General features: G+C 63.2%; 26 protein-coding genes. 15 read left to right on the top strand and 11 right to left on the bottom strand.

Annotation, left to right across the window (positions count from 1 at the left end; genetic code table 11):
* Positions 1 to 24: 24 nt before the first annotated feature.
* Entirely contained in the window at positions 25 to 1,944 is a 1,920-nt protein-coding gene (locus AABB87_RS03645) for a glycoside hydrolase family 13 protein (RefSeq protein ID WP_341969891.1), read from the bottom strand.
* 6 nt (positions 1,945 to 1,950) lie between these two features.
* A complete protein-coding gene (locus tag AABB87_RS03640) occupies positions 1,951 to 3,588 on the bottom strand; it encodes an alpha-amylase family glycosyl hydrolase (RefSeq protein ID WP_341969889.1) in 1,638 nt (545 codons plus the stop codon).
* A 199-nt stretch (positions 3,589 to 3,787) separates the two neighbouring features.
* Between AABB87_RS03640 and AABB87_RS03635 the strand changes: the two genes are divergently transcribed.
* Together AABB87_RS03635 and AABB87_RS03630 are read left to right on the top strand one after the other, a co-directional pair.
* The gene (locus AABB87_RS03635) at positions 3,788 to 6,580 is read left to right on the top strand and encodes an alpha-1,6-glucosidase domain-containing protein (RefSeq protein WP_341969887.1); all 2,793 of its coding nucleotides are present in this window, start codon (positions 3,788 to 3,790) and stop codon (positions 6,578 to 6,580) included.
* A gap of 98 nt (positions 6,581 to 6,678) precedes the next feature.
* Positions 6,679 to 7,896 carry a tetratricopeptide repeat protein gene (locus AABB87_RS03630; protein WP_341969886.1) on the top strand — a complete coding sequence of 406 codons (1,218 nt, stop codon included), beginning with the start codon at positions 6,679 to 6,681 and terminating at the stop codon, positions 7,894 to 7,896.
* A gap of 35 nt (positions 7,897 to 7,931) precedes the next feature.
* Here AABB87_RS03630 and AABB87_RS03625 read toward each other — a convergent pair whose 3' ends face one another.
* From AABB87_RS03625 to AABB87_RS03605, 5 genes are all read right to left on the bottom strand, one after another.
* Positions 7,932 to 8,264, bottom strand: a complete 333-nt coding sequence (locus AABB87_RS03625) for a YkgJ family cysteine cluster protein (protein ID WP_341969884.1) — start codon at positions 8,262 to 8,264, stop codon at positions 7,932 to 7,934.
* Positions 8,265 to 8,300: 36 nt separating this feature from the next.
* On the bottom strand, positions 8,301 to 9,767 hold the full coding sequence (locus tag AABB87_RS03620) for a serine/threonine protein kinase (RefSeq protein WP_058720019.1): 1,467 nt from the start codon (positions 9,765 to 9,767) through the stop codon (positions 8,301 to 8,303).
* Positions 9,768 to 9,794: 27 nt separating this feature from the next.
* The gene (locus AABB87_RS03615; protein ID WP_341969882.1) at positions 9,795 to 10,538 is read right to left on the bottom strand and encodes a metallophosphoesterase family protein; all 744 of its coding nucleotides are present in this window, start codon (positions 10,536 to 10,538) and stop codon (positions 9,795 to 9,797) included.
* Positions 10,539 to 10,685: 147 nt separating this feature from the next.
* Positions 10,686 to 11,648 carry an ornithine carbamoyltransferase gene (gene argF / locus AABB87_RS03610; protein WP_341969881.1) on the bottom strand — a complete coding sequence of 321 codons (963 nt, stop codon included), beginning with the start codon at positions 11,646 to 11,648 and terminating at the stop codon, positions 10,686 to 10,688.
* Complete coding sequence (locus AABB87_RS03605) at positions 11,645 to 12,862, bottom strand: aspartate aminotransferase family protein (RefSeq protein ID WP_341969880.1); 1,218 nt, start codon at positions 12,860 to 12,862, stop codon at positions 11,645 to 11,647. The genes argF and AABB87_RS03605 overlap by 4 nt, the downstream gene beginning before the upstream one ends.
* 332 nt (positions 12,863 to 13,194) lie before the next feature.
* On the opposite strand from AABB87_RS03605, the gene AABB87_RS03600 reads away from it, so the two are divergent.
* Positions 13,195 to 13,548 carry a DUF3579 domain-containing protein gene (locus AABB87_RS03600; RefSeq protein WP_058720015.1) on the top strand — a complete coding sequence of 118 codons (354 nt, stop codon included), beginning with the start codon at positions 13,195 to 13,197 and terminating at the stop codon, positions 13,546 to 13,548.
* A 109-nt stretch (positions 13,549 to 13,657) separates the two neighbouring features.
* Here the strand turns inward: AABB87_RS03600 and AABB87_RS03595 are convergent, their stop codons facing one another.
* Positions 13,658 to 13,783 (bottom strand): hypothetical protein, encoded by a 126-nt coding sequence (locus tag AABB87_RS03595; RefSeq protein WP_341969879.1) that lies wholly within the window; start codon positions 13,781 to 13,783, stop codon positions 13,658 to 13,660.
* A gap of 181 nt (positions 13,784 to 13,964) precedes the next feature.
* On the opposite strand from AABB87_RS03595, the gene AABB87_RS03590 reads away from it, so the two are divergent.
* Together AABB87_RS03590 and AABB87_RS03585 are read left to right on the top strand one after the other, a co-directional pair.
* Positions 13,965 to 15,011, top strand: a complete 1,047-nt coding sequence (locus AABB87_RS03590) for a M14 family zinc carboxypeptidase (RefSeq protein WP_341969877.1) — start codon at positions 13,965 to 13,967, stop codon at positions 15,009 to 15,011.
* On the top strand, positions 15,011 to 15,832 hold the full coding sequence (locus tag AABB87_RS03585) for an alpha/beta fold hydrolase (protein ID WP_341969875.1): 822 nt from the start codon (positions 15,011 to 15,013) through the stop codon (positions 15,830 to 15,832). Before AABB87_RS03590 ends, AABB87_RS03585 begins: the two co-directional genes overlap by 1 nt.
* A gap of 156 nt (positions 15,833 to 15,988) precedes the next feature.
* Here AABB87_RS03585 and rpsT read toward each other — a convergent pair whose 3' ends face one another.
* Positions 15,989 to 16,282, bottom strand: coding sequence for a 30S ribosomal protein S20 (rpsT, locus tag AABB87_RS03580; RefSeq protein ID WP_058720014.1), 294 nt, complete (start codon positions 16,280 to 16,282; stop codon positions 15,989 to 15,991).
* Between the two features lie 262 nt (positions 16,283 to 16,544).
* Here rpsT and murJ point away from each other — a divergent pair, with 262 nt between their 5' ends.
* The 8 genes from murJ (at position 16,545) to AABB87_RS03540 (ending at position 24,666) form a co-directional block, all read left to right on the top strand.
* Positions 16,545 to 18,107 (top strand): murein biosynthesis integral membrane protein MurJ, encoded by a 1,563-nt coding sequence (gene murJ / locus AABB87_RS03575; protein WP_341969874.1) that lies wholly within the window; start codon positions 16,545 to 16,547, stop codon positions 18,105 to 18,107.
* Positions 18,108 to 18,125: 18 nt separating this feature from the next.
* Positions 18,126 to 19,013 carry a SirB1 family protein gene (locus AABB87_RS03570; RefSeq protein WP_341969873.1) on the top strand — a complete coding sequence of 296 codons (888 nt, stop codon included), beginning with the start codon at positions 18,126 to 18,128 and terminating at the stop codon, positions 19,011 to 19,013.
* An 84-nt stretch (positions 19,014 to 19,097) separates the two neighbouring features.
* Positions 19,098 to 19,790, top strand: a complete 693-nt coding sequence (gene hda / locus AABB87_RS03565) for a DnaA regulatory inactivator Hda (RefSeq protein WP_341969872.1) — start codon at positions 19,098 to 19,100, stop codon at positions 19,788 to 19,790.
* 2 nt (positions 19,791 to 19,792) lie between these two features.
* Complete coding sequence (locus AABB87_RS03560) at positions 19,793 to 20,482, top strand: histidinol-phosphatase (protein WP_341969871.1); 690 nt, start codon at positions 19,793 to 19,795, stop codon at positions 20,480 to 20,482.
* Entirely contained in the window at positions 20,479 to 22,164 is a 1,686-nt protein-coding gene (gene pcnB, locus AABB87_RS03555; protein ID WP_341969870.1) for a polynucleotide adenylyltransferase PcnB, read from the top strand. The genes AABB87_RS03560 and pcnB overlap by 4 nt, the downstream gene beginning before the upstream one ends.
* On the top strand, positions 22,148 to 22,711 hold the full coding sequence (folK, locus tag AABB87_RS03550; RefSeq protein ID WP_341969869.1) for a 2-amino-4-hydroxy-6-hydroxymethyldihydropteridine diphosphokinase: 564 nt from the start codon (positions 22,148 to 22,150) through the stop codon (positions 22,709 to 22,711). Before pcnB ends, folK begins: the two co-directional genes overlap by 17 nt.
* Positions 22,712 to 22,995: 284 nt before the next feature.
* Positions 22,996 to 23,646, top strand: coding sequence for a DUF47 domain-containing protein (locus AABB87_RS03545; protein WP_058720009.1), 651 nt, complete (start codon positions 22,996 to 22,998; stop codon positions 23,644 to 23,646).
* Between the two features lie 9 nt (positions 23,647 to 23,655).
* Complete coding sequence (locus AABB87_RS03540; RefSeq protein ID WP_341969868.1) at positions 23,656 to 24,666, top strand: inorganic phosphate transporter; 1,011 nt, start codon at positions 23,656 to 23,658, stop codon at positions 24,664 to 24,666.
* A gap of 61 nt (positions 24,667 to 24,727) precedes the next feature.
* On the opposite strand, the gene AABB87_RS03535 is transcribed toward AABB87_RS03540, so the two are convergent.
* Both AABB87_RS03535 and AABB87_RS03530 read right to left on the bottom strand, forming a co-directional pair.
* A complete protein-coding gene (locus AABB87_RS03535) occupies positions 24,728 to 25,171 on the bottom strand; it encodes an NINE protein (protein ID WP_058720007.1) in 444 nt (147 codons plus the stop codon).
* Positions 25,168 to 25,728: a GNAT family N-acetyltransferase gene (locus tag AABB87_RS03530; protein ID WP_341969866.1), complete on the bottom strand. Its 561-nt coding sequence runs from the start codon at positions 25,726 to 25,728 to the stop codon at positions 25,168 to 25,170. The genes AABB87_RS03535 and AABB87_RS03530 overlap by 4 nt, the downstream gene beginning before the upstream one ends.
* A 287-nt stretch (positions 25,729 to 26,015) precedes the next feature.
* Here AABB87_RS03530 and rpsP point away from each other — a divergent pair, with 287 nt between their 5' ends.
* Positions 26,016 to 26,273, top strand: coding sequence for a 30S ribosomal protein S16 (gene rpsP / locus AABB87_RS03525; protein ID WP_058720004.1), 258 nt, complete (start codon positions 26,016 to 26,018; stop codon positions 26,271 to 26,273).
* A gap of 11 nt (positions 26,274 to 26,284) precedes the next feature.
* Positions 26,285 to 26,911: a ribosome maturation factor RimM gene (gene rimM / locus AABB87_RS03520; protein WP_058720003.1), complete on the top strand. Its 627-nt coding sequence runs from the start codon at positions 26,285 to 26,287 to the stop codon at positions 26,909 to 26,911.
* Positions 26,912 to 26,915 lie beyond the last annotated feature (4 nt).

Genomic DNA, 26,915 nt, shown 5'->3' with positions numbered 1-26,915 from the left:
TGTTTTCAGGCCCGGCCTTTTTGTTTAGTTGTCCACCTCCAGCAGCAGGCCGCTGCGCGCGGGCACTTGCAAGGTCTGACCCAGGGCATGGCGCGCGCCGCTGAGCACATCGGTGCCGCTCGATTGGGGCGTCAGCATCTCGGCAAAGCGGCGGGTGTCCAGGCTGATGGGCGCTGTGTTCTTGTTGAACACCAGCATCAGCTTGCGGCTCTGCCCGGGCAGATGGCGGAACAGCACATAGCTGCCGTCCTTGGGGGTGTAGTGCATCAACTCACCGCGCTGTGCCAGGGTGGACTGCTTGCGCCAGTTCATCAAACGGCGCACCAGGTCCTGCGCCTCGCGCTGGGCGGGGCTGAGGCCTTGGCCGGTGAAGGCATTGACGGCATCGCCCGCCCAGCCACCGGGGAAGTCGGCCCGCACGGCGCCGTCATCGCGTTGGGCCGGGCTGGTCTGCAGCAACTCGTCCCCGGCAAAGAACTGCGGAATGCGCTGCACCGTGGCCAGGTAGAGCATCGCCATCTTGAATAGCGCCGGGTCGGACTTGAGTGCGGTGAACAGGCGCGGCGTGTCGTGATTGCCGGTGAACAGCATCAGCTGGGCCGGGTCGGGGTAGAGGAAGTCGTGAGCCAGGGCGTCGTAGAGCTTGTTGAGGCCGCCTTCCCAGGATTCGTCTTGCGTCAGCCCGGCCAGCAAGGCGCCGTGCAGGGGGAAGTCCATCATGCTGGGCATGGCGGTCTGATAACCATCGTGGTTGCGTTTGCCGCGCTGCCAGTAGGCCACGATGGCGGGCGAGGGGCTCCATTCCTCACCGACCAGATTGAAATTCGGATACTCCTGCATCAGCCGGGCCGACCAGCGCGCCAGGAATTGCTTGTCCGAGTAGGAGAAAGTGTCGACGCGCAGCCCGGACAGCCCCGCCTGCTCCACCCACCAAACGCTCATCTGCGTCAGGTAGTTGGCCAGCAGGGGATGGCGCTGGTTGAGGTCGGGCATCTCGGGTACGAACCAGCCGTTGGTGAACAAGCGGCGATCACTCGGCGCGGCATGGCCGTCCAGCAAGGTGCTGCGGGCATGCTGGGTCTGGGTGTACTCAGGCCATTGATTGAGCCAGTCGGGCGCGGGCAGATCGGCCATCCACCAGTGATTGCTGCCGATGTGATTGAGCACGATGTCTTGGATCACGCCCAGGCCACGCTCGCGTGCCTCACTCACCAGGGCCTGATAGTCGGCTTGGCTGCCAAAGCGCGGGTCGATGCGGTAGAAGTCCGTCGCGCCATAGCCGTGATAGCTGGCCTTGGTCGAATTGTTTTCGATCAGCGGAGTGGGCCAGATCTGCGTGAAGCCCAGGCCCGCGATGTAGTCCAGATGCTGGCGCAGGCCCGCCAGATTGCCGCCGTGGCGCCCGTTCGGATCGCTGCGCTGCTCGGCCTCGCGCATGCCGGCCGGGGCGCTGTTGGCGCCTGCTTTGGCAAAGCGGTCCGGCACCAGCAGGTAGACGGCGTCCTTGGGGCCAAAGCCCTGGCGCTGGGCCGAGCCTGGGGCGCGGGGGCGCAGTGAATAGTTGATTCGCAATGGCGCTTGGCTGCCTTGCGCAGCCTGCAGCAAGAGCGGCAGTTCACCCGGCTTAGCTTGTGGCGAGATATCCAGATCCACAAACAGATAGTTCGGGCTGGCCACTGTTTGCACACCTGCGATGCGCACGCCGGGGTAGTTCAGCGCCGGGCGCAGGGCGCCGACACCAGGGCCGTGGATCAACACCTGCAGGCGAGGCTCGGCCATGCCCACCCACCAAGATGGCGGCTCGATGCGATCGGCGCGCGGTGCGGTGGCGGCAGGGCCCTGCGCAACAGCGCTGAGGGTAGCGCTGGCGCCCAGGCTCAGCAGCAGCGCCGGCAGCACAGCGCTGCGCAAGCGGCGTAGGAACAAAGCAAATAGACGAGGCATGGCGTATCAGTGCTTGGGGGTTTGAAGGCGATAGACCTGCAGCGACAAAGGCGCCAGCGTCAAGGGCTTGGCGCTCAGCCGCGCAGCGCCTGCCGGGTAAAGTGGCGCCAGCCGGGTGCCTGGCTTCAGGTCGCGCAGCCTAAGTGTGGCTTCTTGCTCGCCATAGTTGATGACCACCAGCACGCGCTCGGCGCCGTGCTTTCGCTCAAAGCGCAAGACCTGACCCTGGACCTGAGGGTGGACATAGCTGCCCTGTGTCAGCGCGGGGTGCTGATTGCGCAGCTGCAGCATGGCCTTGTAGAAGTTGAGGATGGAGTCGGGGTCTTGCGCCTGGGTTTGGGCATTGTGGCTGAGGCGGTTGGGGGCCAGTGGGCGGAAGGGCTGGCTGCTACTGCCGGCCGGGCTGAAGCCACCCTTGGCATCCGCCGTCCAGCTCATGGGCGCACGCAAGGGCTCGTCACCCTCCAGGCCCGGCACACCGGCCATGCCGATCTCTTCGCCGTAGTAAATGAAAGGAATGCCGGGTTGCAGCAGATAGGTGGCCGCCGCCAGTTTGTAGCGCTTGACCGGCTGAGTTTGCCCCTGCATTTGGTCCCACAGGCGCTGCCCGGCAAAGATGTCGTGGTTGCTGAGCATGGTGGCCATGCTGAGCGGTGCGGTCTTGAAATAGTCGGCCACGGCCTGAATCGCCTTGGGTTCACCCTTGGCGGCCTTGATCACCTCGTATTGCAGGCCAAAGGCGAAGGCGCTGCCGCAGACCTTGGTGTCGGCATAGGCTTGCGGGTTGGCGGTGGCTTCGCACACGCTGTAGCGTTGCGGGGCGGACTTGATCAACTGCTGGAATTCCAGCGTGAGTTGGCGGCTCTCGGGCTGGTCGTTCCAGCGCACGGCGTCGTTCTCGATCATGTGCGGCACGGCGTCGAGGCGGAAGCCGTCCAGGCCCTTGTCCAGCCAGAAGCGCATGCTGGCGCGGTGATAGTCCACCACGGCCGGATTGCGCAGATTGAAGTCCGGCATCGGCGCGCCAAAGGTCGCGAAGTAGTGGCCGCCAGCCGCATTGGCATACCAGGGGTTCTTGCCCCAGATGTCCCAGCCGGTGGGTGCCGGATCTTGCCACACAAACCAGTCGCGGTAGGGGCTGTTGCGGTCGGCCGCGGCCTCTTGGAAAAAGGGGTGCTCGGCGGCGCTGTGGTTGATGACGTAGTCGACGATCACGCCGATGCCGCGCCGGTGGGCCTGGTGCAGCAACTCTTCAAAGTCGGCCATGCTGCCGTACTGGGCTTCGATGCCGCGATAGTCGGTGGTGGCGTAGCCGTGGTCGCGGTCGGCGCTGGGGGTGATGGGCATTAACCAGATGCCGCTGATGCCCAGGTCTTGCAAATAGTCCAGGCGCTGGGTCAGGCCGCGCAGGTCGCCGATGCCGTCGCCGTCGCTGTCCTGGTAGCCGCGCACGAAGATTTCCATGAAGCTGCCTTGGCGCCAGTCGCGCTTGGCTTGGATGCGGCCAGCGAACGAGGCTGGCGCTGCGACGGCCTTGCTGTGCGCAGTTGCAGATGCCTTGCTCGTTTCTGCTTGCGCCAGTGAAGCTAGGCTGCTTAGGCTCAGCAGGCTGGCGGCCAAGGCGGCAGCTGGCCAACGCGGCATTTGGCTGGGGGCTGTGGGCGGGCAGCGAACTGGCATGACATTCCTTCTTGGATAAGTAGGTAAATTACTTGCAAATGGATTTTGCCTATGAGGCGGTTTGCCATGCAAAATCCAATCTTTCTAGAGTGTATGTAGTTTTGCTACTTTTATGGTGCTTGCAATGATGGCCTCTGGTTTGCCCCCACATCTGTCCCGATCTTTGTCGCTCATCGGCTCGGGCCTGGGCTTGGCCCTCATGCTGCAGGCAGGTCTGGCCCAGGCCCAAGACAAAGCGGAGGCGGTGTGCGATGGCCCGCTGACGCAGCTGCTGCAGCCGCAGGTGCAAACTCGGTCGGGCCTTGCAGAGCCCATCCCCGCCCGTGCCTATTGGCTGGATCGCAGCCAGCTGCAATGGCCGGGGCAGGGCGAGCCTGCCGGCAGCCGCTTCAAACTCTATCGCTCGGCCGTGGGCGCCTTGCAAGTGCGCGTGGGCGAGCCGGTGCAGGGGGCCGATGAGGTCGTAGCCCTGCAGCGCAGCGAAGCACCTTTGGCCCAGGACTTGGCCGAACGCTTCAAGTTCATTGCTGCCGGCCCGCGCCTGAGCGTGGCAGTAGATAGGCTTGACGCCCAATCGACCTCAGCCAAGCTGGCCGCCTTGCTGCAAGCGCAAGTCTTGCTGGTGCAAGAAGACGCGGCGGGCCGCGTGCTGGCTTATACCGCCCTGCAGACCCCGGGCGCGCTGGATGACCTCTATGCCAGCGCTGCCGATCTGCCTGATTTGGGTGTTAGCGTGGGCGCGGCACAGACCCTGTTCAAACTCTGGGCGCCCACGGCGCAGGCGGTCAGCTTGTGCCGCTATGCCAGCGGCAGCACCAAGGCTATGGCGGTGCAGGCCATGCGCTGGGAGGGTGGCACGGGGACTTGGTCGCTGAGCCTGCCCGCCGATTTGAGCGGACAGTACTACCGCTACGCCGTGCAGGTTTGGGTGCCTGGCCTTGGCCTGGTGCGTAATTTGGTGACCGACCCCTATTCGCTGAGCCTCAGCCAAGATTCCGCGCGCAGCCTGGTGGTTGATTTGCAGTCGCCCCGGCTCAAGCCCGCAGGCTGGGACGCGCAAGCGCACGCCAGCGCCCGAGTCAAAAACGCCACCGATATGGTGGTGTATGAGCTGCATGTGCGCGACTTCTCCATTGGCGACCGCACGGTGCCGCGGCCTAAGCGGGGCAAGTATTTGGCCTTCACCGAGGGTGAATCGAATGGCATGCGCCATTTGCGAGCCTTGGCCGACGCGGGCTTGACGGATGTGCATCTGTTGCCGGTCTTCGACATTGCCACCATCCCCGAAGCCGGCTGCAAGACGCCCCAGGTGCCCAAGGCCGCCGCCGATAGCCCGGCCCAGCAAGCGGCGGTGATGGCCGTGGCCGGCCAGGACTGCTTCAACTGGGGCTATGACCCCTGGCATTACAGCGCGCCCGAGGGCAGCTATGCCAGCAGTGCGATGCAGGGCGAGCGCCGCATCATCGAGTTCCGGCAGATGGTGCAGGCCCTGCACAAAATGGGCCTGCGGGTGGGCATGGATGTGGTCTACAACCACACCGCTGCGTCCGGCCAAAATGCGCGTTCGGTGCTGGACCGCATCGTGCCCGGCTACTACCAGCGCCTGAACGCCAGCGGCGAGGTGGAGCAGTCCACCTGCTGTGCCAATACCGCCACCGAGCACCGCATGATGGCCAAGCTGATGCTGGACTCGGTCGCGCTGTGGGCGCGTGAGTACCGCATCGATTCCTTCCGCTTTGACCTGATGGCCCACCAGCCGCGTGCGGTGATGGAGGCGCTGCAGGCGCGGGTCAACTCAGCGGCTGGCCGCCCAGTGCAACTGATGGGCGAGGGCTGGAATTTTGGTGAGGTGGCGAACGGCGCGCGCTTTGTGCAGGCTTCGCAGCTCTCGCTCAACGGCAGCGGCATTGCCACCTTCAGCGACCGGGCGCGGGATGCGGCCCGCGGCGGCAGCGCGGGTGATGGGGGCGTGGCGCTGCTTCATAACCAAGGTTGGCTCAACGGCCTGGTCACGGCGCCGAATGCGCAAGCGATGAAAGCGTCAGCCCGCCCGACCAGTGATTTGCTCAAGGCGGCCGATCTGCTGCGCGTTGGGCTGGTCGGCTCGCTGCGCGACTATCGCCTGCAGACATGGCAGGACCAAACCCTGCGCCTGGCCGAGATCGACTATGCCGGCCAGCCTGCCGGTTATGTGTCTCAGCCCGGCGAGGTGGTGAACTATGTGGAGAACCACGACAACCAGACCCTCTTTGATATCCATGTGCTCAAGCTGCCGCAAGCCACCAGCAGCGCCGAGCGTGCCCGCGTGCAAGTGCTGGGCGCGGCGCTGACGGCCTTCAGCCAAGGCATCGCCTACTTTCATGCCGGCATCGATGTCTTGCGCTCTAAATCGCTGGACCGCAATAGTTATGACTCCGGCGATTGGTTCAACCGCCTGGACTGGACCTATCGCGACAACGGCTTCGGCGCGGGCTTGCCGCCCCAGGCCGATAACGGCACCATGTTCGAGTGGATGAAGCCCTTGCTGGCCGACCCCGCCATCAAGCCGCGCCCGCAAGACATTGCCTGGACCCGCGATGCCTTTCGCGATTTGCTGAAGATCCGCGCCAGCTCCAGCCTGTTCCGCCTGCCCACGGCCGCGGCGGTGCAGCAGCGCCTGGTGTTCCACAACACCGGCTCGGCACAGAACCCCTTGGTGCTGGCTGCCAGCCTCGACGGCCAGGGCTGGCCGGGCGCGGGCTTCAAAGGCCTGTTGTACTTCATCAACGCGGCCGAACAGGCTCAGACCTTGAGCCTGCCGACATTGGCCGGCCGCGCCTATCGCCTGCATCCCGTGCATTTGGCGCCCGCTGCGGCCGATTCGCGCCCGGCCGCACAAGCCCGCTATGAGCGCGCTAGCGGTCAGTTCACGCTGCCGGCCAGGACGGCGATGGTGTTTGTGGAGGCGCTTGACTAGGCGCATGGCCCGGCCCATGACGAGGGCCTAACTTCCGGCAGCAAGGCGGGGCTTGCACTAATATTGAAGCAGGCTTGTCCCGGTTTGCGAGGTCCATCATGACGCCGAGGTCTGTGCTGTTTACCGTCTGGCAGTGTCTGTGCCAGTGCTTGTTCTTTGTGGTGAGCTTGAGCTTGCTAGGATGCGCCAGCGCGCCGCCCGCGCGGGTGCAGCCGCAGCTCTTTCACGACGCGCTGTTCAAGCCGCTGGCCGAGCCCATACAGCCTGGGCAAGTATTCGCGCTCAGCCCGGCCATGCGGCGCTATCTGGATGAGGACATTGCCGCGCAATTGCGCAGCAAGGGCAGCCGCCAGGGCTTGCTGGATGCCCTCTACCTCAAGTCAGAGCTGATGCTGGAATATGACTCCAGCTACACCCGCAATGCGGCGGAAGCCTTTGAGGCCAAACGTGGCAACTGCTTGTCCCTGGTGATCATGACGGCGGCGCTGGCCAAGCAGCTGGATCTGCCCTTGAGCTACCACAGTGTTTTCGTGGATGAGTTCTGGACCCGCAGCGAGGGCATTTTTGTGCTCAGCGGCCACGTCAATCTGAGCCTGGGCAAGCGCTTGGGTGAGCAGCACCGCACCCATGGCGATGCGGACTTGCTGACGGTTGACTTTCTGCCGGCCGAGCAGCGCCGCTTTCAGCGCACCCGGGTGATCGACGAGAACACCATCGTCGCCATGTATATGAATAACCGCGCGGCCGAGGCGCTGATCGCCAATCAGATGGACGAGGCTTACTGGTGGGCGCGCGAAGCCATGGTGCAAGACCCCAAGCTGATGGCGGCCTACAACACCTTATCGGTGATTTACCGGCGCGCCGGTCAATCGGCGCAAGCCGAGGCGCCGCTGCGTTATGTGCTGGCCCAGGAGCCGGGTAATGCACAAGCCATGTCCAATCTGGTGCTGGTCCTGAATGATCTTGGCAAGGTGCAGGAAAGCGAAGCCTTGGCCCTGCAGCTCAAGGCTTTGCAGCCCTATCCGCCTTATCGCTATTTCGACCTGGGTGTGCTGGCCATGCACGGGGCTGACTTCAAGGCCGCCAGAGATTATTTCGACAAGGAGATTGCGCGCTCCGCCTTTGTGGCCGAGTTTCATTTCTGGGCCGCCTTGGCCAGCTATGGCTTGGGCGATCTGGCCTTGGCTCGCCAGCAACTGGGCCAGGCCGTGGCCAATAGCAATACGCCCAAGGACAAGGCCAGCTATACCGCCAAGCTGGAGTGGCTCAATACGCAGCGCCAGAGCGCGGAGCAGCGCACGCGCATCTTGCGTTGAGTGAGTTGTTGGGAAGAAGGGCAGGGCGGCCCGCCTCAGCTTAGCGGCGACAAGCCGTGGCGGGTGCGCGCCCTGGCGCAGGCCTCATCGCCGCGGCCCATGGGCGCGCACAGGCCGAACTCGCGGCAAGGCGCAGGGCGCCATTCGTAAATGCCGCAGCTGGCCTTGACGCCCACCGTGCCCACCAGCGCCGCGCAGCGCGGGCGCACATGGTCGGTGCCGCGCATGCGCGCGAGGCTGTCGTTGACGGTGACGGTCAGCCCGTCGGGCACACAGCCGCCTTCGCTTTGCAGTTCTTGCTGGGCAAAGTCCACGGTGAAGCTGGCGCAGCAGGCGCCGCAGCTGATGCAGGGGTTGTCGGTACTCATGCCGCCAGCTTAGCGTGCTTGGCCCGCTGATCTTGCTTAGCGCCCAGCTGGTGCTGCCTCACGCACCACGGTGACGCTGCAGTCCGATTGCGTCACCACCTGGGCCGAAACGCTGCCCAGATAACGCCTCAAGGCCGAGGCGCCGCGGGCGCCCATGACGATGTGGTCGGCACCATTCTTGGCCGCAAAGTCGATGATGGCGGTGGCCGCGTCGGGCGCTTCCAGCACATGAAAGGTCAGGCGCCCGTCTTCCAGATTGAGCGCCTTGCTGATCGGCCGGGCCCAATGCTTGAGGGCGATCAGCTGCTTGACGTGCACGCTTTTGCCTTCCTTATCGGTCAGCTCATCCATGCCGATGCGGGCCACCTTCATCACGCTGACGCAGGCCAGGCGCGCGCCGGGTTCGGTCTGCACGATGCGGCGCACCGTTTCGCGCAACTGCTCCAGCAGGGCCGAGGTGGCGTTTTCAATATCCACCGCGGCCATGATGATGGGGCTGCGGGAGACTTGCACGCTGGTGCTGATCTGGACACTGGGCTCGGCGCCCAGCGCAAAGAACCAGCGCTTGAGTGTTTTGATGCTGCTGCTGGTGTTCACCCGCTCGGCGCGCTTGGTCAGCACAATGCCTTCCGGGTGCTGCAGGTCCAGCGCCAGTTGCGCGGCACTTTGGTAGCGCCGCTCGGCTTTGACCTCCAGGCAGTGCAGCACCAATTCCTGAAACCACGCCGGTAAATCGGGGTTGATGGCGCGCGGCGGCACCGGCTCTACGTAAAGCCGGCGGCGCAGGCCGCGCACCGAGTTGGGCTGGCCGAAGGGCCGCTCGCCGGTGGCCAGGTGATAGAGCATCACGCCCAGGGCAAACAGGTCGCTGCGCGGGTCGTTGCGCACAAACTGCACTTGCTCGGGCGACATATAGGGCCCGGTGCCCATAGGCAGTGCGAACTCTTCTTCGAGCAAATCGGGCAGATGCTCGTGACGCGAGAGGCCGAAGTCCACTAGCACTGCATCGCCATTGGCCTTGATGAGGATATTGCTGGGCTTGATGTCCAGATGCACCACATGCTGGCGATGCAAGTCTTGCAAAGCGGTGGCCACCTGAATGCCGATGGTGATGACTTCTTCCAGCGGCAGCGGCGCCTCGTCCAGGCGTGGCCGCAGGGATTCGCCCTCGATGCGCTCCATCACGATATAGGCTTGGCGGGTCCAGTCGCCACGCGCCACAAAGCGCGGCACATGGCGGCCTTTGAGGGCGGGCATCAACATCTGCTCGACCTCGAAGCCGACGATGGTGGCCGGGTCTTCGCCGCCCTTGATGCGTGGCACCTTCATCATCAGCGGGAAGTCTTCGCCGGCAACCGGGCTGAGTCGGGTCACGCTCCAGAGATTGGCCATGCCGCCTTGGTGCAGGCGCTCTTCGAGCCGGAAACCGTCCAGCACCAGGCCGGGTTCCAAAGGCCCGATGGGAGGGAGTTGGCTGACTGGTCCGCTGGGGCTGTTTGGCATGGCTGGTTTGGCAGGCTGATGGCGGAGTTACTGGCCCTGGCTCAGGCGATGAGCCAGGCGCTCGGGCAGGCCGGCTTTGAGGATGCGTTGGGCTGCCGTTTCAAAGTCGTAAGGCACGCGTTGGAAGTTCAACTCGCCGCTGGCGCTGTCGAAGATGGCGTAGCAAGCCGCCGGGTTGCCGTCGCGCGGTTGGCCGCAGGACCCGGGGATGACCAGCCACTGGCGATTGGGCAGCAGGGGAATGGCGGTGCCCGGCGCCGGTGTGAATTCGCCCGCCTTGCCGGTGCCCGAGAGGTGGTAGAGCATGGGCTCATGCATATGGCCGCAAAAGGTGTAGCGGCAGCTGGTGGCTTGCAAGCTCTGCATGGCTTCCATGCGGCCCTGGATATAGGCCCAGCCGCCGGGGGCATAGGCGTTGGCGTGCACATAGAGCCGGTCTTGCTGCGTCACGCTGAGCGGCAGCTGGGCCAGAAACGCCAGCTGCTCATCGTTCAGTTGATCGTGGGTCCAGGCCACGGCGGCGCGGGCCTCTTCGTTCATCGTGGGGGCCACGCCTTGCACGGCACCTTGATCGTGATTGCCCAGCACCGCCACGGCGCCCTTGTCGACCAGCTCGCGGACGCGATCCACGACCCAGGCGGGGTCGCCGCCATAGCCCACAAAATCGCCCAGCAGGGCATAGTCGCTCACGCCCTGAGCTTGGGCATGATCCAGCACGGCGCTGAAAGCTTCACGGTTGGCATGGATGTCGGAGATCAGCGCAATTTTCATGGGCAGAGCTTGCCATGAAACGCTGACACCCGCCTGATGGATCACCCGAGTCGGGGGCGGCTAATTTTGCCTTTTGCAGGGGCCGCCCCTGGGGCGAGGCTGGGCGGCTGAGCCGCCCGGACCTGGGTCGATACGTCAGCCGATACGTCAGCCGATGCGACCGAGCAAAAGGTACTCCATCAGCGCCTTTTGCACATGCATGCGGTTCTCAGCCTCATCCCACACGACGGATTGGGGGCCGTCGATGACTTCTGCAGTGACTTCCTCACCACGGTGGGCCGGCAGGCAGTGCATGAAAAGGGCATCCGGCTTTGCCACGCCCATCATCTCGGCATCCACACACCAGTCGGCGAAGGCGGCGCGGCGGGCGTCGTTCTCGGCCTCGTAGCCCATGCTGGTCCACACATCGGTGGTGACCAGATCGGCGCCGCGGCAGGCGTCCAGCGGGTTCTTGAAGACCTTGTAGCAGTCGCTGTTCTGGATGCCGGCCACCTTGGCGTCGACCTCATAGCCGCTGGGCGTGCTGACATGGACGGTGAAGCCCAGAATCTCCGCCGCCTGCAGCCAGGTGTTGGCCATGTTGTTGCCGTCGCCCACCCAGGCCACCACGCGGCCCTTGAGGCAGTCCACATCCACGATGCCGCGGCGGTTCATGCCGTGCGCTTCGATGAAGGTGAACAAGTCGGCCAGGATCTGGCAGGGGTGGAACTCATTGGTCAGGCCGTTGATGACCGGCACGCGCGAGTGCGCCGCGAAGCGCTCGATCTTGGTCTGCTCGAAGGTGCGGATCATGACGATGTCCACCATGCGGCTGATCACCCGCGCGCTGTCTTCGATCGGCTCGGCGCGGCCCAGCTGGCTGTCGCCGGTGGTCAGGTGCACCACCGAGCCACCCATCTGGTACATGCCCGCTTCGAAGCTGACCCGGGTGCGGGTGCTGGCCTTTTCGAAGATCATCGCCAGCGTGCGGTCAGCCAGGGGCTGATAGCGCTCGTAGTTCTTGAAGCGGCGCTTGATGATGGCGACGCGCTCGAACAGATGCGCGTACTCCTCGGCGCGCAAATCCTTGAACTGCAGATAGTGGCGAATCAATGTGGATCCGGGCTTCATGCTTGCGGCTCCGCGAGGAAGGTTTTGATCAGGGGCACCAGAATGGCGGCGATCTGCGCGGCTTCATCGCTGCTCAGAATCAGGGCTGGCACCAGGCGCACGACGCGGTCGGCGGTGACGCTGATCATCAGCCCGGCTTCGGCTGCGCGGGCGAGCAGGGCGCCGCAGGGGCGAGCCAACTCAATGCCCAGCATCAGGCCTTGGCCGCGCACTTCCACCACGCCGTCTACGCCTGCCAAGCCTTGGCTCAGGGCGGCCTTCAGCTCGGCGCCGACCTTGGCGGCATTAGCCAGCAAGTCGTCTTCGACCATGATCTTCAGCGTCTCGACCCCGGCGCGCATTGCCAGCGGGTTGCCGCCAAAGGTGGTGCCGTGATTGCCCGGTTGCATCACCTTGGCCGCGCGCGGTCCGCAGACCACGGCGCCCACCGGCACGCCCGAGCCCAGGCCCTTGGCCAGCGGCATCACGTCCGGCTTGATGCCGGCCCATTGATGGGCAAACCACTTGCCGGTGCGGCCGATGCCGCATTGCACTTCGTCCAGCATCAGCAAGATGTCATGGGCGTCGCAAACGCGGCGCAGGTCTTGCAAGAACTCGATGCGCGCTGGGTTCACGCCGCCTTCGCCCTGAATGGTTTCCAGGAAGATGCCGGTGATGTTCGGGTGCGCCTTCAGGGCTGCTTCCACTGCCGCAATATCGTTCAAGGGCACGCGCACAAAGCCTTCCACCAGCGGGCCGAAGCCGGCGTGGATCTTGGGGTTGGCGGTGGCCGACAAGGTGGCAATGGAGCGGCCGTGGAATGCGCCGTCAAACACCAGCAGTTCGGGCTGGTGATTGCCGCGGTCATGGCCGAATTTGCGCGCGATCTTCAACGCAGCTTCATTCGCTTCCAGGCCGCTATTGCAGAAAAAGGCCACGTCCAGGCCGGAGTATTCGCACAGCTTGGCAGCCAATTGCTCTTGCAGCGGCACATGGTAGTAGTTGCTGCAGTGCATCATCTTGGCGATTTGCTCTTGCAGCGCCGGCACCAAGCGGGGGTGGCCGTGGCCCAGGGTGTTGACGGCGATGCCACCCAGACCGTCCAGGTATCGTCGGCCGTTCACGTCCCAGACCCAGCAGCCTTGACCATGCGACAGGGCAAGGGCTAAGCGGCCATAGGTTTGCATGACATGAGGCTCAGACGGTACAGACGGTGCGGCGACAGGCGCGTTCATCAACTCTCCAAATGGAAAAACAAAAGGTTGGATCAATGACCTGGGGTCAGGTCTTGTGGCCATGGCTTTGGGCTGAAGTCAATTCGAGCTTGCCAGGCCAGACTGATTCTAAGGTGCAGTGCTGAATGCGCTGCGGCGGGGCCGATTCATGTGCCCCTTTCATGCGGCTTACTGGGCCCGCTTTTGATGCCTCGGTGTGACTTTGTCGGGTCACTTTGGGCGCGGTGCGTGCTGCAACGCAGCACATCCAAGGCACAATACGGGCCGTCATCCAACCGTTGTATCCGCGCCGGCCAGCTCCTACCGAAGCTGGCAGCCCCGCCGCCAAATCCATGAGCCAGCCCCTGAAGCCGATTGAAAAGCCGAGAGAAGTCTTCATCCAAGGCCTGACCGCGGATGGCAAGACCTTTCGCCCTAGCGATTGGGCCGAGCGTCTGGCGGGTGCCATGTCCTGCTTTCGCCCCGGCGGTGTGCGTGGTGGCATTGGGGATTACATCGGCTACTCGCCGCTGTGCGTGCCGCGCGTCATCAATGGCGTGAAGTGCGTGATCGTGAATGAAGAGCTCCGCGGCCTGGAGCCCATGGCCTGGGATTTCGTCATGAACTTTGCCCGCGACAACAATCTGCAAGTCGCCGAGGCTTGCCTCTTGCCTGATAACGCGCTGAGCCGACCGACCTCGCGCTGACTGCGTCTGATGCGTCTACTGCGCTAATTGCGCAGCGCTTGTGGCAGCACCGCCTTCCTGCGCAATACTCAATCTGCCTGCCCGGTTCTGCCTCTTCGTTTGAGGTGTCCTAGCGCGACGAACTCCATCGCGCCCGCAGCAGCGCCAAGGTTTCCACCAGGCCACTGAGCATTTCACGCGTCAAGGCCCAGAGCTGCGAACGCTTGTGGGGGCGATTGAACGGTGTTTGATGCATGGCGTGGCTGTCTCGGTGGTTCCGTCGATGTCTGGCAGGCTAGGCGCCATCGATGACGGTTTCGTGTCACAGCGTTGGGAATGTGCGCTAGGGCGCTGGCCTCTGGCGCGCTATGCTGCTAGCCGCCTTGCCGCCGGCATGGCTCGTCACCTCCATTCATGCCCTTGCCCGGCATTCCCGTGTGAGCCCAGTCGTCGCCGCCTTGCCAGAACTGCAACTCTTGGAGCGCTTGTGTGAGCAGGGTGCTGAGCATGTGCAGCGCCAACACCTGGGTGATGTGCAGGTGGGCGGGCGGACGTTTCCTTTGCTGGCGCTGTGCCTGGGCAACCCCAGCCCGCAGGTCCCTGCCATTGGTTTTTTCGGTGGTGTTCACGGCCTGGAGCGCATCGGCGCGGAATTGGTGATGGCCTTTCTGGCGAGCTTGGTGTCGCGCCTGCGCTGGGACAGCAGCCTGCATCAGTTGCTGGAGTCGGTGCGCATTGTCTTCATGCCGCTCGTCAATCCGGGTGGCTTGTGGCGCGGCACGCGGGCCAATCCGGCGGGCGTGGATTTGATGCGCAATGCGCCGCTTGAATCGACGGCCCAGGTGCCCTTGTTTGTTGGCGGCCAGCGCCTGAGCGCCAAACTGCCCTGGTATCGCGGCCCAGCCGGGGCGGCGATGGAGCAGGAAAGCCAAGCTTTGTGCGACTGTGTGCGGCGCGAGTTGCTTACGCATGAACACGTGTTGACGGTGGATTGCCATTCCGGCTTTGGCTTGGCGGACCGGATCTGGTTTCCCTTCGCGCACACGGCCCAGCCAATCGCGCACTTGGCCGAGATGCATGCCTTGTGTGAAATCCTTGATCAGACCCACGCTCAACATGCTTACGTCTTCGAGCCGCAGAGTCGGCAATACCTGACCCATGGCGACCTCTGGGACTATCTCTACACCGAGGCCAGTGCGCGCGCCGAGCAGGTTTTTTTGCCGCTCACGCTGGAGATGGGCTCCTGGCTGTGGGTCAAGAAAAATCCGCGCCAACTATTCACCAAGCACGGCATGTTCAATCCGCAGATTGGGCATCGGCACCGCCGGGTTTTGCGGCGCCACTTGGCTTGGTTAGACTTTCTTTTGCGCGCCGCTGCTGGCATGCCGCGCTGGTTGCCGCAGCCGGAGCAGCGCGCCGAGCAGGAGCGGCGCGCCCTATTGCGCTGGTATCAACGCGGAGATCAACCTGGAGTGAAGGTCTGATGAGCATGAATGCAGACGAATCCGCGCCGGTCTGGGTCTTGCTGCGCGGCTTGGCGCGCGAGAGCGGGCATTGGGGTGCGTTTCCGAATGTGCTGGAGCCGGCGCTGCAATCGCAGCAGCCGGGTGCTCGCCTGCTGATGTTGGATCTGCCCGGCAACGGGGTGCTGAACCAAGTGGCCAGCCCCTTGCGGGTGTCGGACATGGTGGAGTTCTGCCGCCAGGAGTTGCGCGGGCGCGGGGTGATAGGTCCTGTGCATGTGCTGGCGATGTCGCTCGGCGCGATGGTGGCCAGCGAATGGGCGCGGCGCTACCCGGAAGAGATCCGCGCAGGCGTGCTGATCAATACCAGCTTCAGGCCCTTCAGCCCGTTTTACCGGCGCCTGCGGCCGCTGAACTATCTGAGCTTTTTTCTGCTCAGCTTGAGTCGCTTGAGCAATCGCCAGCGTGAGGCCAAGGTACTGGGCATGACCACGCGACTGCAGCGTGAGCCCGAGGCGGTGCTGGATCAGTGGGTGGCTTTGCGCAATCAGCGCCCGGTGGGCTTGCGCAATACGGCGCGCCAGCTCTGGGCGGCGATGCAATTCGAAGCAAGTGGCTTGCAGCCCGTGCCTCCCATGTTGCTGTTGTGCAGCAAGGCCGATGGCCTGGTGGACTGGCGCTGCTCACAAGCCATCAGCCGGGCTTGGGGTGCGCCTTTGCGTCTGCATGCCCAGGCGGGCCATGATTTACCCCTGGACGATGGTCCGTGGGTGGCGCAGGCGGTGCAGGATTGGCTGGAGTGGCGGCGCCTGAACGGCGTGGCCGACGGCAGCTGGCATTAGCCGGATGGCATTGGCCTGAGGGCCTTAGCCTGATGGCAGTCGCCAGAGCGGGGCCGCGGGCTTGCCGAAGCAGGGTGCAGGTCTGGGCAATGCATGAAAAAAGCCCGCTGGATTCGCATCCAGCGAGCCTTTACTTCTTTGCACCAGAACTGGTTCTTAGGCGGCCAAAGCCTTGATCTTCGCCGACAGACGGCTCTTATGGCGAGCAGCCTTGTTCTTGTGGAAGATGCCCTTGTCAGCGACGGAGTCGATCACGCTTTGAGCGATCACGAACAGCTCAGCTGCCTTGGCCTTGTCGCCAGTGACGACGGCTTTTTGCACGTTCTTGATGACCGTGCGGAATTTGGAACGCAGGGCCGTGTTGGCTGCGTTGAGCTTGATGTCCTGGCGGGCGCGCTTGAGGCCCGATGCCGAACGGACAGTCTTCTTAACTTTGGAGCTAGTTGCCATGCTGTGATTCTACCCAGTTGGTGCAAAGACCGCGAGTGTAGCACTGAATTCAATGCTTATCAAGAATTGCCGCGCTGAATTGACGCGCGGCCTCCAGACTCGAGGTGCAAGCCGCCATGATAATGCGTCGCTTGCTGGCCCGTAAATCAATCATTTAGCGCCTATTCAGTCGCAGCCAATCCGCTGCGCCAAGTTTTGATCTGGTCACGTCTATTTTCTTTTGAGCTGGCTGCCCCGGGGCCAAGGCAACAATATTTCATCCATGAATCTGCTGCGCACCGCTTCCTTGATTTCCTTGTTGACGCTGGCTTCGCGCATAACTGGTTTGGTCCGTGAGCAGATGACGGCGGCCTTGTTTGGTGCCTCGGTCTATTCGGACGCCTTTTTGGTGGCGTTTCGCATCCCCAATATGTTGCGGCGCTTGTTTGCCGAAGGCGCTTTCTCGCAAGCCTTCGTGCCGCTCTTGGCGGCCACGCGGGCCAAGGACGGCGACGGCGTCACCCATGCCCTGATTGATGCGGTGGCGACCGTGCTCTTGTGGGCGCTGCTGGCGACTTGTGTGCTGGGCGTCGTGGGCGCGCCGGTGCTGGTGTGGCTCTTGGGTTCGGGCATGCCGGCCGATGGCGAAGCGGCGGCGGTGGTGATGACGCGCTGGATGTTTCCCTATATCGGCTGCATGTCCCTGGTGGCCTTGTCGGCTGGCATTCTCAATACCTGGGGGCGCTATCTGGTGCCGGCGGCCACGCCTGTGCTGCTCAATTTATCGATGATTGGCATGGGTTATTGGCTGGCGCCGGTGATGCGTGAGCATGGTTTCCCGGCCATTTATTCGATGGCGCTGGGCGTGGTGCTGGGCGGTGTCTTGCAAATGGCGGTGCAGTTGCCGGCGCTCAAGCGCATTGGCGTGGTGCCGCGCTTTGGTATGTCCTTGTGCAAGCTGCGTGATGCGGCGGCGCATCCGGGTGTTGGCGCGGTGCTGCGCAAGATGGGGCCGGCCTTGTTGGGTGTGGGCGTGGCCCAGCTTTCCTTGGTGATCAATACGCAGATTTCCAGCCATATCGGCGTGGGCGCCACGTCCTGGTTGAACTATGCCGATCGGCTGATGGAGTTCCCGATGGCCTTGCTCGGCGTGGCTCTGGGTGCCTTGCTGACGCCGCAGCTGTCGGCGGCGCAGGCGGTGGGCGATCATGCCAAGTACTCCGGCATGATGGATTGGGGCCTGCGCCTGGTGCTGGTGTTCGGTCTGCCTTGCGCCGTGGCTTTGCTGGTGTTTGCCGATCCGCTGGTGGCGGTGCTTTATCACCGCAAGGCTTTTTTGGCGGCTGACGTGGCGCAAACCGCGCGTGCCGTGATGGGTTGGGGCGTGGGCCTGATGGGTTTGTTGGCTGTCAAGGTGCTGGCGCCCGGCTTCTATGCCCGCCAGGACATGCGCACGCCGGTGCGCATTGCCGTGGGCGTCTTGATATTGACGCAGTTGTTCAACCTGGTGCTGGTGCCCTGGGTGGGCGTGGCGGGCCTGGCTTTGTCGATTGGCCTGGGTGCCATCGTCAATGCGCTGTGGCTGATGCATGGTTTGCGCAAGCTGGGCTGCTATGCGCCCGAGGCGGGTTGGCTGGCTTTGACGGCCAAGGTGCTGTTGGCATGCGCTGCCATGGGTGGCTTGCAGTACTACCTGGCCTGGCGCCTGGATTGGATCGCTTTGGGGCAAACGGAAGGCTTGCGTGCGCTGTGGATGGCAGCCAGCCTGGGTGCTTCGGCCGTGGTCTATTTTGCGGTGCTGACTTTGTTTGGCCTGCGTCTGCGTCAATTCATGCGGCGGGCTTGAGCCTAGACTAAGCAAACCATGCCACATCGATTGCGCCTGGACGCACCTTCTCCCCTGGACTATTTCCGCAGCCTCGTTGCCGAGGATGCGGGGCTGAACCTGCTCGAAGCGGCGGCCTCCATTGCACAAGATGATGAGCCTGGCTTGGATGTGCAAGCGGTATTGGCCGAAGTGGATGAGCTGGCCAGACGCTTGCGCGAACGCCTGCCGCCTGATGCTTCGGCGCGGCACAAGCTGCAGTTACTTTGCCTGTATTTCCATCAGGAGCTGGGCTTCGCCGGCAACGTCAACAACTACTACGAATGCGGCAATAGCTATATCCACCAGGTGTTGGCGAGCCGGCGTGGCATTCCGATCAGCCTGGCGGTGATCTTCATTGAAGTCGCTGTACAGCTTGGCTTGCGGGCGCAGGGCTTGGCGTTCCCCGGGCATTTCCTGGTCAAAGTGTTGCTAGGTAATGGTGAGGTGGTGTTGGATCCCTTCACTGGCAACACCTTGTCGCGCAACAAGCTCGATGAGTTTTTGCAAACCTTTCGCCAGGCCGCCGGCATGGAGGGCGAGGTGGACTTGCCGGTCGAGCTCTTCATGCAAGCGGCGACGCCGCGCGAAATCTTGGCGCGCATGTTGCGTAATTTGAAAGAAATCCACCGCGCCGCCGAAGATTGGCCGCGCATGCTTGCCGTGCAACAGCGCTTGGTGGTGCTTTTGCCTGATGTGGCCGCGGAGCGGCGCGACCGCGGCTTGGCGCTCGAGGCCTTGGGCCATTGGCAGGCGGCGGCGCTAGATCTGCAGGATTATCTGCAGCAAGAACCGCAGGCCCAGGACAGGGTGGCCATGGCGCGGCGTTTGCAGAATTTGCAGCGCTTGCAGGCGGGCGGGGCGCGTGGAGCGCCGCCCTTGCACTGAAGACCGGGCATTCGCCCACTAGAATCGCCGCCGCTGCACCACCACATGTGGGCTTTGTGGCGCGGCCCTTGAGGATTTTTTTGATTGAAGCAGATACCGCTAGCCATCGGCCCTGAGCCGGTCTTCACCTTTGATAACTTCTTGCCCGGCGCCAATGCGGTGGCTTTGGCGCAGTTGGAGGCACTTCGGCCCGGCATGGTGGTGGGGGCGGGCGTGCCGCCCGTGTTCGTCTGGGGCCAGCCGGGTTGTGGCAAAACCCATCTGCTCAAGGCCTTGGCCGAGAGCTGGCAGGCCGCCGGCCTGCAGGTCGGCTGGTACGACGCCGATACGCCCTTGCCCTGGGAGTTGCCCAGCCAGCCCAGCCTGCTGCTGCTGGATGATTGCGAGCGTTTTGACGCCGGCCAGCAGCATGCGGCTTTTGCGCTGTTTGTTGAGGCTGCCAGTTATGGCCTGACCCTGGTGGCCACCGGCAGCGCGCCGCCGGTTGATCTGGATCTGCGTGAAGACCTGCGCACCCGCTTGGGCTGGGGTCCAACCTACGAGTTGCTGCCGCTGTCCGAAGAGGAAATGCGCGCCGCCCTGCATCTGGAGGCCGGGCGCCGCGGCATTCAGGTCTCTGACGATGTGATTGATTATTTGCTGACCCGCTTTGCGCGCGACCTCAAGCAGCTGATGCGCCTGCTGACGCGCTTGGACGAATTCGCCATGTCGACCAAGCGGGCGGTCACCGTGCCTCTGCTGCGCCAGATGCTGGCCGACGAAGGCATGAACGGTTAAGGATGAATACGCTTGTGAATGCGAAGAATTTGACCCTGTTTGATCTCGACGGCACGCTGATCCCGACCGATTCCGACCATGCATTTGGCGGCTTTATGGTCGATATCGGCTGGGCCAATGGCGAGGAATGGCGTCGCCGCAATGATGAGTTCTACGCTCAATATCAAGCCGGGCAGTTGGACCTGCCTGCCTATATCGACTTCGCCACCTCGGTCTGGCGCAGCCGGCCCTTGGCTGAGGCCCATGCCGCGCGTGAGCGCTTCATGGCCGAAGTGATGCTGCCGGAAATCCAGCCGCAGGCCTTGGAGTTGGTGCGGCAGCATCAGCAGGCCGGTGATCTGGTGGCCATCGTCACGGCCACCAATGAATTCGTCACGACGCCGATTGCCGCCGCATTCGGCGTCGAACACCTGATCGCGGTGCAGTTGCAGCGCGACGAGCAGGGTCGCTACACCGGCGCCATCCAGGGCGTGCCATCCTTCCAAGCCGGCAAGATCAGCCGCGTTCGCGACTGGTTGGCCGGCTTGGGGCGACAATGGTCGGATTTCGAGCGCGTGACGTTTTACAGTGACTCGATGAATGATCTGCCCTTGCTGGACTTGGTCAGCCATCCGGTGGCCACCAATCCCACGCCAGCCTTGGCCGAGCTTGCCTCGGCCCGCGCATGGACTACCTTGAAATTGTTCGCATGATCAAAAAATTCTTAGACAAGCTGTTGGGCAAGCCCTCGGCTGCAAAAAGCGCCAAACCCGCTGCGGCCGCCGGCCATGCCGTGAAAGCGGATAAAGCGGCCAAGGCCGGCAAGCCCGGCGCTGGTGCCGGCGGCAATTTGGGCAAGCGGGTCGAAGTGCCCGTCAGCGAGCATCGCATCGACCCCAGCTTGCTGGACGAGCGCGCGGTGCGCGTGGTGCAGACCCTCAGTGATGCCGGCTTTGAGGCCTATATCGTTGGCGGCGCGGTGCGCGACCTGCTGCTGGGCATGCGCCCCAAAGACTTTGACGTGGCGACGAATGCCACGCCCGAACAGGTCAAGGGCTTGTTCCGCCGCGCCTTCATCATCGGCCGGCGCTTTCGCATCGTTCACGTCGTGTATGGCCGTGGCCGCGAGCATGAGGTGATTGAGGTCTCCACATTCCGTGCCTTGCTGGTCAATGACGATGCCGATCAGGTGGCCGGTAACGAGAAAACCTCCAAGGCCGAGCTGGCTGGCAAAAGCCATGTGGTGGATGCCGAGGGTCGGGTCTTGCGCGACAACGTCTGGGGCCCGCAGATCGAAGATGCGGCACGCCGCGACTTCACCGTCAACGCCTTGTATTACGACCCGCAGCGCGAGCTGGTGGTGGACTACCACGGCGGCTTGGCCGACGCCAAGAAGCGTGTGCTGCGCATGATTGGCGACCCCGAGACCCGCTACAAAGAAGACCCGGTGCGCATCGTGCGCGCGGTGCGCTTCGCCGCCAAGCTCGGGTTTGAGCTGGAAGCCAAGACGCGTGCGCCGGTCAAGGCTTGTGCGCAGCTGCTGGCCAATGTGCCGAGCTCGCGTTTGTTTGACGAGATGATCAAGCTGCTGCAGACCGGCCACTCCCTGGCCAGCCTGGAAGAGTTGCGCAAGCAGGGCCTGGGCCGCGGCGTGTTCCCCATCCTGGACGCCATGCTCAACGAGCAAGGCGAGCTGGCAGATGGCGTGCGCGGCAAGTTCATCCGCATGGCGTTCGAAGATACCGATCTGCGTGTCTCCGAAGGCCGTGGCGTCTCGCCCAGCTTCATGCTGGCCTGCATGCTGTGGTTTGAAGTGCTGGAGCGCTGGAATCGCATCCGCGAGAGCGGCGAGGGCGCTGTGCCGGCTCTGGCTCAAGCGGTGGACGCGGTGTTCGATGCCCGCATTGGTGACATCTCGGGCCGCGGCAAGCTGGCTACCGATATGCGCGAGATCTGGATGATGCAGCCGCGCTTTGAGCGCCGCAGCGGCAGCGGTGTCTACACCTTGGTGGAGCAGCCGCGTTACCGCGCGGGCTTCGATTTCCTGCGCCTGCGTGCTGATGCGGGTGAGATTGAACCGGCCCTGGCCGACTGGTGGGAAGACTTCGCACTGGGCAGCGACGATGAGCGCGCCGCCTTGATCGAAGAAGTGCGTGAAGCCGAGAAGAGCACGCGCCGCAGCGGCAAAGTGCATCAGCTGCCCCGCAAGCCAGCCGCCGAGGGTGCGGATCAAGCTGCTGCCCCGGACACTTTCCAGGAAGAGGCTGCGCCCGCCAAGAAGCGCCGCCGCCGCCGCAAGCCGGGCGCTAAGTCTGCTGGCGGCAATGCGGCCGCGCAGGGCACTGGCGCGCCAGAGTCGGCCAATCGTGAACCCAGGGATGACTCAGCGTCCTGATTCGGGTGCGAGTCAGCCGCTGAGCCCTGCACCGGCGGCTGAGTTGAATCCTCCTGTGATCGCCTATATCGGCCTAGGCGCCAATCTGGGTGATTTGCCCCGCACCTTGCGCGAGGCACTGGCGGCCATGGCCGCCTTGCCTGGCATGCGCCTGCTGGCGGTGTCGGGGGCGTATCGCAGTGCGCCGGTGGAGGCGGGCGGGCCGGACTTCCTCAATGCAGTGGCTCAGCTTGAAACCAGCTTGCCGCCCTTGGGTCTACTGGATGCCTTGCAAGCGATTGAGTTGGCTCATGGGCGCGAGCGCCCCTATCTGAATGCGCCGCGTACGCTGGATCTGGACGTGCTGGCCTATGGCGAAATGCGCCTTGAATCGCCGCGCCTGATCCTGCCGCATCCGCGCTTGCACCAGCGGGCTTTCACCTTGCTGCCCTTGCTGGAGTTGCAGCCAAACTTGCAATTGCCGGGCCTTGCGGACTTGCGCGACTACCTGCCTGGCGTGGCTACACAGGCCATTCAGCGCCTGGATTTGTCGCTGCATTCGGCCTGATTCCGCGCTAGTCCAGGGCGGCCGCCTCATGGCTCACCGCATCGGCTTCGCTGCCCCGGAATTGCACTTGCCGCCCCATCGGCACATGAGCTTCTTGGCCCCCAAAAGCCTGCAAATACGCATGGATAGGCGCTGTATTCACGTGAATTTGGGTGCTGCGGCTTACGAAATGGGCCTGCTCCAACTACACTGCGCGCCTGCCATGTGTGACATGGTGATGAATTTCTTATGAGTTTTGTGCCAATTTCTATCCTTTTTGGTAGTTTGGCGAGATCGGAGTTGGCGTGTCTTTCTTTTCAAAATTACTGCCCCGTGAGGGCAATTTTTTCGAGCTTTTCAACGAGCATGCGGCTCAAATCACTGAAGGCGCGCGCGCCTTCATGCTGATGATTCAGAACTACAACGATCCGGTACTGCGCGAGAAATACGCCGAAGAGGTCAACAAGGCCGAGCACCATGCCGACCGGGTGACGGCCGAAGTCAACCGCATGTTGCATCGCACCTTCATCACGCCGATCGATCGCGAGCAGATCCATGGCTTGATCAATGCGATGGACGACATCCTGGACCTGCTGCAAGACGTCACCGAGACCCTGTCGCTCTACGACGTGCGCAGCATCCCCGAGGAAGTCTTGCGTTTGGGCGAGCTGAGCGCACGCTGCTGCGAGCGGGTGCAGCATGCGGTGTCGCTGCTGCCTAAGCTGCGCGAGCCCGAGGCGGGCGAGGCTGCCATCAAGGTCTGCGAAGAAATCGACCGTTTGGAGTCGGATGCCGACCGTGTGATGCGCACCGCCATGTCGCGCCTGTTCCGCGAGCAAGAAGATGTGCGTGAACTGATCAAGCTCAAGACCATTTACGAGCAGCTGGAGTCCGTCTCCGACCGCTGCGAGGATGTGGCGAACTTGATCGAGGGCATCGTCCTCGAAAACGCCTGAGTCCGTCGCATGGATGCAGTGCAAGTTTCTTTTTGGGTAGTGGTCTTGCTGGTCGTGTTGGCGGTGGCGTTCGATTTCATGAACGGTTTCCACGATGCGGCTAACTCGATTGCCACGGTGGTGTCGACCGGGGTTTTGAAGCCCCAGCAGGCGGTTTTGTTCGCCGCATTCTTCAATGTGCTGGCGATCTCCATTTTTCACTTGCAGGTGGCCAAGACCATCGGCAAGGGCATTGTTGACCCCGGTGTGGTCGACCACCACGTCATTTTCGGCGCCTTAATCGGCGCGATCGCCTGGAATGTGATCACCTGGTGGTACGGCATTCCGTCGAGCTCCTCGCATGCCTTGATCGGCGGCATTTGCGGCGCGGTGTTGGCCAAGGCCGGCTTCGGTGCTTTGCAGATGGGTGGCATTCTGAAGACGGTGGCTTTCATCTTCGTCTCGCCTTTGCTGGGCTTCTTGCTAGGCTCGGCCATGATGGTGGTGGTGGCCTGGTTATTCAGGTGCAGCTCACCGATCCGGGTCGATGGCTGGTTCAGGCGTATGCAACTGGTGTCTGCCGGCCTGTACAGCCTGGGTCACGGCGGCAATGATGCGCAAAAAACCATCGGCCTGATCTGGATGTTGCTGGTGGCTTCGGGCTTTATGTCGGCCCAGGCCAGCGCGCCGCCTGACTGGGTGATCGTGGTCTGCTACCTGGCCATCGGCATGGGCACCATGTTTGGTGGCTGGCGCATTGTTCGCACCATGGGCCAGAAGATCACCAAGCTCAAGCCGGTGGGCGGCTTTTGCGCCGAAACGGGCGGCGCCATCACTTTGTTCTTGGCCACGGGCCTCGGTATTCCGGTGTCGACCACACACACCATCACTGGCGCCATCGTCGGCGTGGGCTCGGTGCAGCGCGCTTCGGGCGTGCGCTGGGGCGTGGCAGGCAATATCGTCTGGGCCTGGATCTTCACCATCCCCGCCTCGGCCTTGGTGGCAGGCTTGTTCTACTGGGTCAGCCTGGGCTTGTTCTGAGTCTGTTGGCTGTAATGAAAAAGGCGACCCACGGGTCGCCTTTTTTTGTGCCTGGCGGGCCTTACTGGCTGATGGCTTGCGCCGCCTCCACCTGGGTTTCGAAATAGCGCTGGGCGCTGAAGGCGATGGTGCTCATCAGGCAAGTGCCGCCGATCAGCAAGCACAGCACCACGCCGATGACCGCGCCCCAGCCGCTGGCGGGGGAGGCCTTGCCGGCGTTGTGCTCGCTGTCCCATTTCTCGTCAGGGGTGAGGCCGTAGACGATGCCGCTGATCATGGCAATCACCAGCATCACGCCCAGCACGGGCATCAAAAACCAGGACAGGCGATCGTCCTGCCCCAACTCGCCCATGCGGCGCACGCCGTAGAGGCCGATCAGCGTGGGCAGCGGGAAGGCCCAGGCCAGCTTGTCGCCAAGGCCGTAGAGGTAGATGCGGTGCAGGCCCAGGCTGCCCAGCAGCAGAGAGAGCCAGGTGGCGACGGTCTTGGACTTGGCGCCGTTCATGCGCGAGCCTCGGGCTCGCTTTGATCGCCCGGGCCCAATTGGCGCTGCATCATCACCACATCCAGCCAGCGGCCGAACTTCCAGCCCGCACTTTCCAGCACACCCTTGGGGCTGAAGCCCAGCGCTTTGTGCAGGCCCACCGACCCGGCATTGGCCGAATCACCGATGACGGCCAGCATCTGCCTCGCCCCAGCTTGTTCGCAGCGCGCGATCAACTCGGCCAGCAAGAGTCGGCCCAGGCCTTTGCCTTGGGCGGAAGGCGCCAGATAGATTGAGTCCTCCACGCAAAAGCGGTAGGCCAGGCGAGGGCGGAAGTAGTTCGCGTAGGCATAGCCTTGCACCTCGCCGCCCACTTCGGCCACCAGCCAGGGCAGCTGGCGCGACAGGACTTCGGCGCGGCGGCGCTGCATTTCCGCCTGATCGGGGACTTCGGTCTCAAAAGTGCCGGTGCCGTGGAGCACGGCAGTGGCGTAAATGGCCTGGATGGCGTCGAGATCGGCCTCGGTGCTGGGTCGAATCGTGATGTTGCTGAGGATAATTGGGTTTTCTGTGCTCATATTCTTTGTCTGTCGCTCAGTCGAGTTTATAATGCTGGGTTTTGGCGCTGGTCGGATTGACTTCGAGTTTTTCGAGTTTGTTCGGCGTATCTACAGGGCCAACAACGGTGTTTCGGAAGGAAAAGCTTGCCGCCAGATGCGGCCGCTGAGTGAGAGGTTCAACCTTGGTTGAGCGCCACCCAGAGGCATTGTCAGGCACAAGACTCGTTCGAAGCGCTACCCCGATCTGCTCGCCCTGAGTGTCTCCTGGTGCGGTGGACAACAAAATTCATCATTAAGGAAACATCATGGTTGTTATTCGTCTGGCTCGTGGCGGTTCTAAAAAGCGTCCTTTCTACAACATCGTCGTTGCTAACAGCCAGCAGCGTCGTGACGGCCGCTTCATCGAGAAGGTCGGCTTCTACAACCCCGTGGCTTCCGGCGCTGCCGAGCCGCTGCGCGTTGCCGTTGACCGCGTGAACTACTGGGTTGGCGTTGGCGCCCAGCTGTCGCCTACCGTCGAGCGTCTGGTGATCCAGGCCAAGAAGGCTGTTGTCGCTGCCTGATTGACCAAGAAATGACAAGAGCACCCACCGATTCCCGTCAACCTTCGCCCGCTGCCGACGAGGCGGCTTGGCCAGAGGATGCGATTGAGGTTGGGTGCATTCTTGACGCCTGGGGCGTCAAGGGCTGGTTCAAGGTGCAAGCCTATTCCAGCGATGCCCAGGCACTTTTTTCCTCGCGCCGCTGGTTTCTCAAGCGGCCCGAGGTCGCTGGCCAAGCTGGCCCGGTTGTAGCAGGTGCGAAAGCGCTGCCGCGACTGCTGAAAATTCTCTCGATCCGCGAGCATGGCGAGGGCCTGGTGGCCAACGCCCAAGATTGCGCGGATCGCAACGCGGCTGAGAGCTTGCGCGGCGCGCGCATCTTCATCTCGCGTTCGGCTTTTCCGGTCTCGGATCCGGATGAGTATTACTGGGTTGATCTGATCGGTTTGACTGTGGTCAACCGTCAGGGCGAAACCTTGGGTCAGGTCGAAGGCCTGATCGATGCCGGTCCGCACAGCGTGCTGCGCATCATTCCGCCGGGACTGGTGGCGCCGGTCAAGCCGGACCAAGAGCGCCTGGTGCCTTTTGTGGCTAAGTTTGTCGACGATGTCGACCTTGAGCAGCGCGTGATCACCGTGGATTGGGGTCTGGACTTCTAAGTTC

Source organism: Roseateles sp. PN1 (genome assembly GCF_038419725.1).
In the GTDB taxonomy this organism is placed as follows: Bacteria; Pseudomonadota; Gammaproteobacteria; order Burkholderiales; family Burkholderiaceae_C; genus Paucibacter_A.
Note: the sequence above shows the minus strand (reverse complement) of the source record. Positions and strands in the feature narration are given on the sequence as shown.

Coding starts and splice junctions, on each gene's coding strand:
- folK (WP_341969869.1), top strand. CDS start 22,148: ATGACTCAGCGTCCTGATTCGGGTGCGAGTCAGCCGCTGAGCCCTGCA.
- AABB87_RS03535 (WP_058720007.1), bottom strand. CDS start 25,171: ATGAACGGCGCCAAGTCCAAGACCGTCGCCACCTGGCTCTCTCTGCTG.
- AABB87_RS03530 (WP_341969866.1), bottom strand. CDS start 25,728: ATGAGCACAGAAAACCCAATTATCCTCAGCAACATCACGATTCGACCC.
- rimM (WP_058720003.1), top strand. CDS start 26,285: ATGACAAGAGCACCCACCGATTCCCGTCAACCTTCGCCCGCTGCCGAC.
- AABB87_RS03640 (WP_341969889.1), bottom strand. CDS start 3,588: ATGCCGCGTTGGCCAGCTGCCGCCTTGGCCGCCAGCCTGCTGAGCCTA.
- pcnB (WP_341969870.1), top strand. CDS start 20,479: ATGATCAAAAAATTCTTAGACAAGCTGTTGGGCAAGCCCTCGGCTGCA.
- AABB87_RS03630 (WP_341969886.1), top strand. CDS start 6,679: ATGACGCCGAGGTCTGTGCTGTTTACCGTCTGGCAGTGTCTGTGCCAG.
- AABB87_RS03595 (WP_341969879.1), bottom strand. CDS start 13,783: ATGCATCAAACACCGTTCAATCGCCCCCACAAGCGTTCGCAGCTCTGG.
- AABB87_RS03585 (WP_341969875.1), top strand. CDS start 15,011: ATGAGCATGAATGCAGACGAATCCGCGCCGGTCTGGGTCTTGCTGCGC.
- AABB87_RS03605 (WP_341969880.1), bottom strand. CDS start 12,862: ATGAACGCGCCTGTCGCCGCACCGTCTGTACCGTCTGAGCCTCATGTC.
- AABB87_RS03570 (WP_341969873.1), top strand. CDS start 18,126: ATGCCACATCGATTGCGCCTGGACGCACCTTCTCCCCTGGACTATTTC.
- rpsT (WP_058720014.1), bottom strand. CDS start 16,282: ATGGCAACTAGCTCCAAAGTTAAGAAGACTGTCCGTTCGGCATCGGGC.
- AABB87_RS03560 (WP_341969871.1), top strand. CDS start 19,793: ATGAATACGCTTGTGAATGCGAAGAATTTGACCCTGTTTGATCTCGAC.
- AABB87_RS03620 (WP_058720019.1), bottom strand. CDS start 9,767: ATGCCAAACAGCCCCAGCGGACCAGTCAGCCAACTCCCTCCCATCGGG.
- AABB87_RS03600 (WP_058720015.1), top strand. CDS start 13,195: ATGAGCCAGCCCCTGAAGCCGATTGAAAAGCCGAGAGAAGTCTTCATC.
- AABB87_RS03645 (WP_341969891.1), bottom strand. CDS start 1,944: ATGCCTCGTCTATTTGCTTTGTTCCTACGCCGCTTGCGCAGCGCTGTG.
- rpsP (WP_058720004.1), top strand. CDS start 26,016: ATGGTTGTTATTCGTCTGGCTCGTGGCGGTTCTAAAAAGCGTCCTTTC.
- argF (WP_341969881.1), bottom strand. CDS start 11,648: ATGAAGCCCGGATCCACATTGATTCGCCACTATCTGCAGTTCAAGGAT.
- AABB87_RS03615 (WP_341969882.1), bottom strand. CDS start 10,538: ATGAAAATTGCGCTGATCTCCGACATCCATGCCAACCGTGAAGCTTTC.
- murJ (WP_341969874.1), top strand. CDS start 16,545: ATGAATCTGCTGCGCACCGCTTCCTTGATTTCCTTGTTGACGCTGGCT.
- AABB87_RS03625 (WP_341969884.1), bottom strand. CDS start 8,264: ATGAGTACCGACAACCCCTGCATCAGCTGCGGCGCCTGCTGCGCCAGC.
- AABB87_RS03540 (WP_341969868.1), top strand. CDS start 23,656: ATGGATGCAGTGCAAGTTTCTTTTTGGGTAGTGGTCTTGCTGGTCGTG.